The sequence below is a fragment of the Pseudomonas synxantha BG33R genome (assembly GCF_000263715.2).
Lineage (GTDB): Bacteria > Pseudomonadota > Gammaproteobacteria > Pseudomonadales > Pseudomonadaceae > Aquipseudomonas > Aquipseudomonas synxantha_A.
The window spans coordinates 1273410-1284895 of the sequence record NZ_CM001514.1 but is presented as its reverse complement, the minus strand read 5'-3'; the positions used below and the strand labels follow the sequence as shown (position 1 = coordinate 1284895).

Below are 11486 nucleotides of genomic sequence, written 5' to 3'. Positions count from 1 at the left end.
AATCATCCTCATGCTTCGGCTTTTTTCGGGTTCGAACCAAACGAGGCAAAGCGCTTGTTGAAGCCGGCAATGCGGCCTTCGGCTTGGGTCTTGCGCTGTTGGCCGGTATAGACCGGGTGCGAAGCACTTGAAACGTCCAACGGGATATAGGGATAGGTGTTGCCGTCGCTGTGCGTGTGGGTGCGGTCGCTGTCGGCAGTGGAGCCGATGAGGAAGTACACGTCGGCGGCGGTGTCGTGGAACAGTACGGTGCGGTAGTCGGGGTGGATACCAGCTTTCATAAAGCCTCCGGGGCGTTTGAGTGCAACTTGAGTGTTATACAGTAACACAAACAATGCAGACAAACGAGAACGTATTGCAATAACCCTAAGCCTATAGCTTGTCCCGAAAGCTCACTGTAGGTCGCCAATTGTCTATTGCGGGCCAGTCTGTCCTAGTGATGAGGTCAAACTGATTATTCCCACAGGTTGTCTAGGGTTTCCTCAGAGGCGCAGAATGGGTGATCGACCTGAAGAGTCCGAACCCAAGGAAACCGTATGAGCCTGTCCTTGTTAAGCCGCTACGCCTTCTTTGCTGTGTGCGTCATTTTCACCCTCGCCAGCCTGCCCTTTATCGAACATGAATGGCTGTGGCCCATTACCCTGGTCACCGGCATCCTCAGCCTGATCGGCATTTTCGACCTGCTGCAAAGCCCCCACGCGGTGCGCCGCAACTACCCGATCCTGGGCAATATCCGTTACCTGGTCGAAGGCATCCGCCCGGAAATCCGCCAATACCTGCTCGAGTCCGACAGCGACGCCCTGCCCTTCTCCCGGGCCCAGCGTTCGCTGGTGTATTCGCGCGCCAAGAACGAAACCGCAGACAAGCCCTTCGGCACCTTGATCGATGTATACCAGTCGGGCTTCGAATTTATCGGCCACTCCATGCGCCCGGCACCTTTGAGCGACCCCAGCGCATTTCGCGTGATGGTCGGCGGCCCGCAGTGCACACAACCGTACTCGGCGTCGGTGTTCAACATCTCGGCGATGAGCTTCGGCTCGTTGAGCGCCAACGCGATTCGCGCCCTCAACCAAGGCGCCAAACTCGGCAACTTTGCCCACGACACCGGTGAAGGCAGCATCAGCCCCTACCACCGTGAAAACGGTGGCGACCTGACTTGGGAACTGGGCAGCGGCTACTTCGGCTGCCGCACCAGCGACGGCCGTTTCGACCCGGAACGCTTTGCCGCGCAGGCGCAAAACCCGCAGGTGCGCATGATTGAAATCAAGATGAGCCAGGGCGCCAAGCCCGGCCATGGCGGGATCCTGCCCAAGCACAAGGTCACCCAGGAAATCGCCGACACCCGCGGCATCATGATGGGCGAAGACTGCATCTCGCCGTCGCGCCACAGTGCGTTTTCCACGCCCATCGAACTGATGCAATTCATCGCCCAATTGCGTGAACTGTCCGGCGGCAAACCCGTGGGTTTCAAGTTCTGCCTGGGCCATCCATGGGAATTCATGGGCATCGCCAAGGCCATGCTCGAAACCGGCATCCTCCCCGACTTTATCGTGGTCGATGGCAAGGAGGGTGGCACAGGCGCCGCCCCCGTAGAGTTCACCGACCATATCGGCGTGCCGCTGCGTGAAGGCTTGCTGTTTGTGCACAACACCCTGGTGGGCCTGAACCTGCGCGACAAAATCAAACTCGGCGCCAGCGGCAAGATTGTCAGTGCGTTCGATATCGCCAGCGTCCTGGCCATCGGCGCCGACTGGGCCAACTCGGCACGCGGCTTCATGTTCGCCATTGGCTGCATCCAGTCGCAGTCCTGCCACACCAACAAATGCCCGACCGGCGTGGCCACGCAAGACCCACTACGCCAACGAGCCCTGGTCGTGCCGGACAAGGCCCAGCGTGTGTTCAACTTCCACCGCAACACGCTGCACGCCCTGGCCGAAATGCTCGCCGCCGCAGGGCTCGATCACCCGTCGCAATTGTCGGCCAAGCACTTGGTGCGACGCATGTCGGCTACCGAGATCAAGCTGTTTTCGCAGTTGCATGTGTTCTTGAAGCCCGGCGAATTGCTCACGGGAGACGTGAACGGCGAGTTCTATTCGCGCATGTGGCAGATGGCGCGGGCGGACAGTTTTGAGCCCCATGAAACGGCTGCTGCCTGAAGGACGCCCGCCATGTTGAAAGTCATTGCTGAAGATTTTATCAAGCCCGAGCACCTGGAAACCGTGCGCCCGTGGTACGCCGAACTGGTGGAAAAAACCCGCCAGGAACCGCTGTGCGTTGCCTACGATCTGTTTGTCGATCAAAAAGACCCAGGGCATTTTATTTTTATCGAACAATGGCCCGATCAGGCAGCGCTGGATGCGCACTGCCAGACCGAGCACTTCAAACGGTTGGTGCCGCAGATCAACGCGTATCAGGCCAAGCCGTGCAGTGTCGTGTTGATGGACGCTTTCTGAAAATACCCATTGCCTGCTGAACCGGACCACCGACGGCATCGTTGAAACAAGGAGATTCACATGCCGTTACTCGACTTCGCTGCAATCGCCGCGCAATTGCCCGACAGTTGGAAATCCACACGCTTGGGTCAGGTTGGCCCGGCGCGGATCAAAGTATTGCGCATGGATGAGCAGGCGTACGAGGAAGAAACCCACGACTACAACGAAGGGTTGTTGGTGATCAGTGGGTACTTGCACCTGTGCATCAGTGATCAAGTCATCAGGGTGGACGCCGGCCAGATGTACCTCGTGGAAGCCGGCACTGCCCACGGTGTGCTCACCGGCAGCCGGGGCATTCTGGTGATCATTGATGTCTAGAGACATTCAGTAATATCCAACCTTTGCAATTGCTTACAAATACCGCCAACCTGCGCCCGCTCGACGTGCGGCGTACGACAACGCGCGCGCTCACCTATCGTCATTCAACTACTTGTTCAAGAGCCCGCTGCCATGCTGAACGGACGCGACCCGCGCATCGATTTTTTTCGGGGCCTGGCGTTGATCTTCATTTTCTGGGATCACGTCCCCCACAACCCTCTCGGCCTGATCACTCTGCGCAACTTCGGCTTCAGCGACGCGGCGGAGGTCTTCGTGTTTCTCGCCGGGTTCGCCTCGGTGCTGGCCTACGGCAAGGTCATGCAGCGCGAAGGCTATTGGATGGCCTGCCTGAAAATCCTGCGCCGCACCTGGGTGTTGTATGTGGTGCATATTTTCCTGCTGGCCCTGCTGATGGGTATCGTGTTCTTCGCCAACAACCATGTAGAAACCCGCGACCTGGTGGCGGAGATGGGCCTGACGCACTTCGTCACCCACCCGCAACAGGCACTGACCGACGAACTGCTGTTGCGCTTCAAGCCCAACCTGATGGATCCGTTGCCGTTGTACATCGTCTTGCTGGCTGGTTTGTCCGTGGTGCTGCCGCTGATGGTGCGCGCGCCCTGGGCCGTGGTAAGTGTCTCGCTGGTGGTCTACCTGATGGCGCCGTGGATGGGCTGGAACTTGCGCGCCATTGCCGATGGCGTGTGGTATTTCAACCCTGTTACCTGGCAATTGCTGTTTGTGCTGGGGGGCGCCGCGGCGATTTACAGCCAGCGGCCCAGCACGCCCGAGACACGCCCCTTGCAGCGCCAGCCGCTGTTCGTTGCGGCGGCGCTGTATGTGGTGGTGGCCGGCGTGATCACGCTGTCGTGGCTCTGGCCAGAAATCCATGATGCGGTGATGCCCACCACGCTCAACAACCTGCTGTACCCCATCAGCAAGACCAATCTGTCACCGGTGCGCCTCGTGCACTTCCTGGCGCTGGCCTATGTCACCGCCAAGCTGTTGCCAAACCCGCAATGGACGCAAAACCGTCTGGCTGAACGGATTTGCCAGATGGGCCGTTATTCCCTGGAAGTGTTCTGCCTGGGCGTGGTGCTGGCGCCACTGGCGGACATGCTCAATGCCCTGGCGGATGACGACGTGGTCATGCAATTACTCACCGCCTTGCTCGGTGTGGTGCTGATGTCGGCCCTCGCGGCCTGGATGGAGTTCAACAAACACCTCAATCAGACGCCACGCCCCTTGAAGCGAGACAGGCCGAATAGTTAATGCCCGCCTCGCTGCGCAGGAGTAAACGGCCCGGGCGATGACCTGACGTTTTAGTCATAAGCCAACAGGTTTCTCTTTTCGACGCCCCAATTGTGCAATCAGGTAGGCAACGGAGTCGGCGTTGTTAAGTACCGTAAGGATGCGTTTAAGCGAATCGGTACGGAAAACTCGCCGCGCATCGGCGAGGGTTTTGGCACCTGTGACGCTGAGTAGCCTGTCGAGCACATGCTGTGTTGACGTGCCCTGGGTAGGGTCTGATTTGAAGCCCGTTGCAACATCGACAACCTGGAACAACTCATGAGTCGGCGTATTGAGCGACAGTCTTGAAAGATGGCGCTTTTCCAGGGCTGCTTTAGTGTTACTGCCCTCAGGGGTTTGCGGATCAATCAGGTCATCAAAGGGATGGCCTGAATGCACGTAAGCCAAGTCCAACGTCGCACAGACATGATGAGTGATTTCGTGAATGAGGGTGGTCGCACGGGCGTGGGCGCTGACATAGAACGATTTTGTCAACAAATGACTGTATTTCAGACCCGGGTCGAAAAACGTCTCGGTCAAGTACACCAGTTGAAGGGGGTCGGGGACAATCGTAAAGGCCATCAACGTGTGTCCGCCCTGAATAGCCGGCAACCGCGAACGGCCTATGACAAATCGCGTTGAGTCCGAGGACGTCAGTGAGGGCTCCATTAACGCACTGCAGACCTTGTCGACGATCTCCTGAATTTTTTCAAGGTGTTCGACCTCGAGCGTCTGCAAGCCGAAAAACGTTTTGATCTGTTTGACCAGCTCAGGGGCAGCAAGGGGAGTTTGTGTGATCAGGCGCAAATTTTCCTGGGCGTTCTTTGCATAAAACGTCGCCAAGGCAAGTGCATCGGTGATAACCCAGGATTCTCGAGCGTAAAGCGCTCGTATCTCGCGCACTCCGCTGGCCAATACATTCATATTCGAGCGCGCAAATGGCTCGGAGTAGAAGCGATTAAGCAATCGTGCAATTGTCCGTCGCCCCGTCACCAATGGGCCAGCGCTACTGAGCATCCACTGTTGTCGAGGGTTGCGCTGTACCTCAGGGCCGACTTCGCCATCACCGATGATGCGCCAGCCCTGGCCATGCTTGATGACTTCGAACACTTTTCCTGCCACCGCCGCGTAGTAATGGTTGGAAGTCGATCGGTAAAGGTTGAGTGAGGTGTCTTTGATCAGGTTGGCCAAGCTCGGCTCAAGGACTTCGAAACGCTGGAGCCGGGTGCGCGAAGCAGCGGTAATGTCCAGCGCGGGCCAGGACACCACAGAGCTCGCAGATGTGGAAGGCGGCGGGATCGGCTCGGGTGCCGGGGGCACGCCGTCCTCTGATACGGGAGGCATGGAATCGCTCAACCCGGCAAGCGCAGCGACACCACCGATGAAATGACCCAGTGCCTCATGCCATTGGTGGCTTTGCAGCTCCTCGGCAGAAGCCTTGAACAGTTTATAGCTCTGCCAGATCACCAGGGGGTACGCCAGTTTGCCGGCAAAAAATACAGTGGCCGCCTGCACGCCCTCAGAGAACACGGCCTTGGCCGTATCCCAGGCAGTGCCTGCATCAGCGGCTTTTTGGCAGCCCAGCAGCGTTGTCAGCAGCTCGACATTGTCGGTGAACAGCTGTTTGAACAGCGCAGCGTTGATGGGGTTGCTTGCCAGCTGCAGGGTGGTGCTGGCCTGGGGTTGCTCCAGTGCGTTTGTCAGTGCTGCGAGGTCAATGGCCGGGACCACCTGCCGAACCCAACGCTGCAATGCGCCGGCGGCTGTCAACTCAGCACATAGTGCAGCCTCAACGGTATATTCCTTGAGGGTGTAGCATGGGCTATAGGGGGCATAAAGGACGTGAGGCCCCTTGTCACCGGAGGCGGATCCGATCAAATAAGCCCCGGGAATCTTGATGGTTTTCTTCCCGTCATCGACCAACAGTTCCAGAGGGCGGATCATGGCGTTGGCATCCACTACTGTCGCGCGGGCGATCGCATCGGGCATGTCCATGATCTGTTGAATGAGCCCGAAGGCCGTCGGTGAAAGCTGGTCTTGCAACTTCATGCCGTGAGCGTATTGCATCAATTGCCACGGCAGTTGCTTGGCGAAGCGCTTAGAGCGTTGCTCAAAGTCCGAGCTGGCAGGGCCCAGGAAGGATTTGATGTACGTTTGGTAAGCCGCGTTGATGTTCAACGCCTGTATCCGCGTTTTCAGCGTCTGCGCATCCAGGGTGGATGGCAACGGCGTTGTACCGGTGCTGGCGAAGAAGGGCACCTCATCGTTCCAATACGACTGATGACTCAAGGCGTAGTCCAGCAGGGACTGATTGCGGGCAGGCGTAGTGCCCTGCGCCGGCAGCCCGACTTCGATTTCATCAGGTGTGACGCTGTCCTGATCGTCAAGGTCCTTCAGTAAAGTGCTGAGCTTCTTGCGCGTGAACTGAACCAGGGAGTCGATCCCGTGCAGGTAATCCTGATTGTCGGTGACATTGTTTCGATACTGCTCCAGCAATTCGACGTACAGCTGTTGATCCACAGCATGAGCTTTGCCCAACCATTGCAAACCCTGTTGCCGGATCATGGCCTGGACCATGTCCTTGGCACGCTGCACGTTGGTGGGCGCAAGGTCTTGTGTGGCTTGAACCTGCCAGAGCTTGCGCAGCTGTTCGACCGACAGCTGCATGGACAGGATTTGCGACAGTTCATGGTCTTTTTGTTGCGCGTAGGTTCGTTGCAAGTGCTCGACGAGGTTGCCTTCGATCAGTTCAAGGGAACTGAATGCATAGCTCGGTTGTGCTTCCCAGTCCGGTGGCGCCAGGTTCGCCAGGAAAACCTGTCGCTCGTTCGGGATTGCCAGGCGTCGATTTATCTCTGCTTTGAAGTCATTCAATGAGGAGAAACTTTCCAGGCCCAACGCGGGTGTCCACAGCAGCGTGCGGCCGCAATATTGAGGATCAAGCCCGCCGCGCTCGGTCAGCACGAAACAGTTATTGAATACTAGCGGGGTATTCTGCCCAGTCGGTACGACCTGCAAAGAAAACGCATCAGGGCGGAACCCATTGACGCCAGGGCGTAAGTCTCTGGCGTAAATACCTAACACGGTCAAAAGCACTTCGTAGTCGAGGGGCAATAACGCATTGTTCCAAAGCCTGACTTGCACTTCCCCTGTCAAGCCCATCTCCATTGCCTTTCTCAGCAAGGGCTGCATGTTGGGGGACACGCTGTGGGTTCTACACAGGTACTGTTTAAACCCACCGACTGCACTGGTGATCAGCGTATTGAAGGCAGTGGCGTCCATACTTGAGACTTTAGTGGCGGGTTTGCCAGGAGCGGTTGAGTAGACATGAGTGTTAAGCGGATCGATGAGTGGACCCGCTTCGCCACATAAATGCGCCAGAAAATAGTCGACCATACTGCTCGATGAGAGCAGTTGAGGTTTGTCAGTGCCATTCGAAGGGTTGCTGTATTGGCGTACCGAGAGGCACGCAGCCTGCAAGTGTTGCTGCTTGATAGCGTACAGTCTGGTATTGAGATAGGTGATAACGGAACGCTCCAGCGAGGGGCGAAACGATAGGTGTTGTTCGATTTCGGCGGTGACATTTTCGAGTAAATGCACAGTTGTGCGCATTGCAGCAAGCGTTGGTGGAACCCTGGGTTCATTCACCGTCGCCGTCCAGGTCTCTGCCAACTGGGTACTCCAACGCCCCATGGGTTCGAAGGTCAGTAATGTTGGATCAATCATGCCACGTACATCCAGCACATGGTCGACCAGGGCGTCGAGGTCCATCGTGCCCTGGCTCAGGCGATACTGATCGAGGGCGTATTCAAGGTTGCGACCTTGTTTCTCAATGATGCCCTCCATGATGCGTTGGAAAATACCCCCGGTGATCGAGGCTGTGGTGACCTCGCAGGCCAGCAGATCGACTTCGTTATAGCGTTCCGGCCTGGACAGGTGCTTTCTCCAGGCATCGGCATGTTGCCTGAAGTTGAGACCATCAAGAAGGTGGGTTTTGAGTGCTCCCAGTTCGGCAAACGATTGCAGGCCTTGTTGAGGGGTGTAGAGCAGCCAGGGCGAGCCATCGTCGCTTTTGTTACTGCTGATGATGAGTGTGCCTGCCAGCTCGGCGGGGGTCTGTTCAGGCTCACTCAGCAGTGCCTTTTCAACATTGATCGCAGGAGCAAGCGTTGTCGCGGGCAGCGCAGCCTTGAGCGGCAAGGCCTGTAGTTGCAGACGCTGCTCAACCGTAATCGTAGTTTGCTGTTGTTGCTCCAGCGCCACCGTGAAAAAGGCATTGGCCATGGCATTGGTAAAAAGTTGTAGCCGTGAGGATCCTGCGGCGGCCGGCAGCGCCCAAAATGCCTTGGGCTGTTGCTTCATATAGGCTTTCAAGCCCCGGGCCAATCCTTGGACTGATACGTCCCAACGCAACTGATCATCAGCGTCCTGAGTAGGCTGCTGGGGGTTGTAGTAGTGCCGGGTTTCACCCGCAGGCCAGCTATTGGCAACGAAATACCTGAGGACAGTTTCGCTCAAGGAGCGGGTGGTTGTGTGTCGGGACGTTGGCGAATCAGAATTGCCTGATTCGCTGGATGCGTCGATAACATAACTCTGCACTTGGATCTGGCGCTGATCGACATCCGTAAAAGACTGCGCCAACTTGGAGGAAATGTATTCATCCAGCAGAGAAGTGAAACTGGGCAGTTTGAGCAGCTCCTCGCGCATCAAACGAGCATTTTCGAGCAGGTTATTGGAGAGGGTCGTATGTTGTGCTTCGAAGACAGCGCCAGCCACGGTATGTGCGGTAATCGTCAGGGCTGCCGTAGGCGTCAGGGTTACTTGCTGGGAGATGGAAAGGTAATCAAGCAACGCCTGGCGCTGCGACGAGTCTTTGAGCCACGACTTCATTTGCGTCTTGAGGATTTCATGGCTTTCCAGCTTTTCCAGACCACGAGCGGGTGTATAGAGAACAACCCCGCCTTCTGGGGCGGGGCTCATGACGAATGCACCCGCCAATTCAATAGCCGGTTGACCGAGCACATTCAGTTGCAGGGTTTGGACGTGCATCGGCGCTTTGTGTGCCCTGCGCAAAGCATCGGTGGCCAGATAGACCGAGTCGAACCAGTCAAGGTCCTTGAGGGTAAAGTTGCGTGTGCGTTGGCGCTCGCTTAGCTGTGTGCGATCGGTTTGGGTTTCGCTGAAAAAATACGGTGGGGTGTCAGTGCTCATTGAGTGCTCTCCATGCCGGATTGGCTGCTGAAGATCACTCTGGCGTTTCAAGTTTCAGCCGAGGGGCTACATATGCACCAGCGCTTCATGCCCCGGTGGAATGCCCGACACATCCCGCGCCGTCCCCCCGAAAAAGCGCAAGTGCGCTCAACAGCGTACCGGTATCGCCCTCAGTGATGAACGCGTCCCGGAAGGCTTTCCCGGTCTCCGGGTTGAACAAGCCATCACGCTCAAACTGTTCAAAAGCCTGGCGGGCCAAGACACCAGACCACTTGTAGGAATACATCCTGGCCCCATAGCTACCCATCGGTTGTTCGAAACTGTTGATCGGGCGGGTGCCATCTGGCCACTGCAAATGCCCGACTTCAACGTTGGCATGGGTGAAAACTTCATGAGGTGTACGTCCGTCGCCGTAAGTACGGTGCAGCTCGAAGTCGACGAGGCCCGTGAGCAAAATACTGGCGCTTTCCTGACTGGTCTGGGTGTGAACAAATCGGCTCATTTGAGTGGCCATATCGTCAGGCAAGGGATCTCCTGTCTGGAAATGGCCGGAGAGCCAGGTCAGGAACGACGCGGTAAAGCAGAATTGCTCCAGCACCTGGCCGAAAAACTCCGTCGTATCATGGCTTAATTGGCCCATACCGGAAATCGCCCGGTAGGGAGCGGCGGTCAACAAGTGCTGCAGGCAGTGGCCGAATTCATGCAATAAGACCCTTAATTGCAAGTGATCCAGCAAGCAAGGCTGAGTCGCTGTAGGGGGTGGCAACTGACTGCGTAGCACAGCTATGGGACGTTGTGGACGCCCCTCGGCCGTCATCCGGTGATTGCGCAAACCTGAGGCGGCGCCAATCTCGCCGCCCGCCATGCGGCGATAAGGGTCAATAAACAAATGCCCAATGGGCTCGGCATACTCCCTGAGTTCGAATACCTGCACATCCGGGTGCCAGGTATCGACTGTGGTTTGTTCAATCAGCTCAACGCCGAACAGCGTTTTGGTGAACGCGCACAAGCGTTGCAGCACCGTTTCCAACGGGAAGTATTTGCGCACTGCGTCTTGGGAGACACCCGCCACGTCCTGGCGAATTTTTTCCGCATAATAGTTGTAATCCCAGGGTTCCAGCGCATCGACCCCACGTTGCGCGGCATAGCGCTGCAGTTGTTGGGCCTCATAGGCAAATGTCGTGCGTGCCCAATCAATCTGCTGACGAAGAAATGCAGTGACCTCATCGGTCGTCTGCGCCATTTGTTCCACCAACGCCAGTTCGGCGAAGTTGGCATAGCCAAGCAATTGTGCTTTCTGGTGACGACTGTCGAGCAACACTGTCAGAACCAGTTCATTGTCGGTGGCAATGGCGTCGGGACCGGTCCCCACGGCACGGCGGTAGTAAGCCACCATCATTTCCTGGCGCAAGGCTCGATGGTCGGCGTAGCTCATCACCTCCTGAAAGGACTGCTCGGAAAGGGTTAACAACCAGCCATCCAGGCTTGCGTCCCGAGCCGCGGCCTCCATGCGTGCCAGGGCCGCGCCAGGCAGTCCACTGAGCATCGCCTTATCTTGAATGTGCTTACGCCATGCGTCGCTGGAGTCTTTCACACGCCGCAGGAACTCTTGGCTGACTTTCTCGATTTGCAGGTTCAACGTTTTGAGCTGTAGTTGATTCTCAGGCGAAAGATCAAGGCCGGCCAAGTGGTACTTGCGCAGTATTTTATGCAATGCACTGTGGCGTTGTTGATTGAAAAGGGCTGCGGGCGGGCTATTGGCAAGTTGTCGGTGAAGCTGGTACAGATCATTGTTCGCCGCCAGCTCGGCGCTGTACTGCATTGCCATCTCATGACTGCGATGTGATGCCAGCTTCCATGCCGGCCCCTGAGGAACGGAGTCAAGCAACTCAATGATTTTGAGAAAGCCGTCCAGGCGTGCCCCCAGTTCTTCCACTGCTTGCACCAGGTCGTCCCACGTAGGGAATAACGCCTGGCTGGCAATGATCGTGGCGGTGGTGTTGCGGCTATCAGCGATGATTTGCTCAATGGCGGGAACCAAGTGTTCTGCTCTGATGGCAGAGAACGGTGGCAAGTCGTAGGGCAGTAGCAGGGGGTTGCTTTCAGGCATGAAATCACTCTTCAAAGGTAGCTGTCGAATCAGCCAGCCTAGGGAATGAATTATCGTTGGAGGGG

Annotated in this window: 7 protein-coding genes; 4 read left to right on the top strand and 3 right to left on the bottom strand. The window is 57.0% G+C overall.

What is annotated here, in order from left to right; translation table 11 throughout:
• Window positions 1–8: 8 nt before the first annotated feature.
• Window positions 9–281, bottom strand: coding sequence for a type B 50S ribosomal protein L31 (locus PSEBG33_RS21375; RefSeq protein ID WP_005785201.1), 273 nt, complete (start codon window positions 279–281; stop codon window positions 9–11).
• A 255-nt stretch (window positions 282–536) separates the two neighbouring features.
• Between PSEBG33_RS21375 and PSEBG33_RS21380 the strand changes: the two genes are divergently transcribed.
• The 4 genes from PSEBG33_RS21380 to PSEBG33_RS21395 all read left to right on the top strand — a co-directional run bounded on the left by PSEBG33_RS21380 (window position 537) and on the right by PSEBG33_RS21395 (window position 4082).
• Entirely contained in the window at window positions 537–2156 is a 1620-nt protein-coding gene (locus PSEBG33_RS21380; protein WP_005785200.1) for an FMN-binding glutamate synthase family protein, read from the top strand.
• Between the two features lie 12 nt (window positions 2157–2168).
• A complete protein-coding gene (locus tag PSEBG33_RS21385; RefSeq protein WP_005785198.1) occupies window positions 2169–2453 on the top strand; it encodes a putative quinol monooxygenase in 285 nt (94 codons plus the stop codon).
• 60 nt (window positions 2454–2513) lie between these two features.
• A complete protein-coding gene (locus PSEBG33_RS21390) occupies window positions 2514–2810 on the top strand; it encodes a cupin domain-containing protein (protein WP_005785196.1) in 297 nt (98 codons plus the stop codon).
• A gap of 132 nt (window positions 2811–2942) precedes the next feature.
• On the top strand, window positions 2943–4082 hold the full coding sequence (locus PSEBG33_RS21395) for an OpgC domain-containing protein (RefSeq protein WP_005785195.1): 1140 nt from the start codon (window positions 2943–2945) through the stop codon (window positions 4080–4082).
• Between the two features lie 54 nt (window positions 4083–4136).
• Here the strand turns inward: PSEBG33_RS21395 and PSEBG33_RS21400 are convergent, their stop codons facing one another.
• Entirely contained in the window at window positions 4137–9311 is a 5175-nt protein-coding gene (locus tag PSEBG33_RS21400) for a dermonecrotic toxin domain-containing protein (RefSeq protein ID WP_005785193.1), read from the bottom strand.
• Window positions 9312–9396: 85 nt separating this feature from the next.
• Window positions 9397–11421 carry a M3 family metallopeptidase gene (locus PSEBG33_RS21405; RefSeq protein WP_005785191.1) on the bottom strand — a complete coding sequence of 675 codons (2025 nt, stop codon included), beginning with the start codon at window positions 11419–11421 and terminating at the stop codon, window positions 9397–9399.
• Between the last annotated feature and the right edge of the window lie 65 nt (window positions 11422–11486).

Bases quoted from the DNA above. Each gene is read 5' to 3' on its own strand.
- PSEBG33_RS21375 (WP_005785201.1), bottom strand. From the start codon at position 281: ATGAAAGCTGGTATCCACCCCGACTACCGCACCGTACTGTTCCACGAC.
- PSEBG33_RS21380 (WP_005785200.1), top strand. From the start codon at position 537: ATGAGCCTGTCCTTGTTAAGCCGCTACGCCTTCTTTGCTGTGTGCGTC.
- PSEBG33_RS21385 (WP_005785198.1), top strand. From the start codon at position 2,169: ATGTTGAAAGTCATTGCTGAAGATTTTATCAAGCCCGAGCACCTGGAA.
- PSEBG33_RS21390 (WP_005785196.1), top strand. From the start codon at position 2,514: ATGCCGTTACTCGACTTCGCTGCAATCGCCGCGCAATTGCCCGACAGT.
- PSEBG33_RS21395 (WP_005785195.1), top strand. From the start codon at position 2,943: ATGCTGAACGGACGCGACCCGCGCATCGATTTTTTTCGGGGCCTGGCG.
- PSEBG33_RS21400 (WP_005785193.1), bottom strand. From the start codon at position 9,311: ATGAGCACTGACACCCCACCGTATTTTTTCAGCGAAACCCAAACCGAT.
- PSEBG33_RS21405 (WP_005785191.1), bottom strand. From the start codon at position 11,421: ATGCCTGAAAGCAACCCCCTGCTACTGCCCTACGACTTGCCACCGTTC.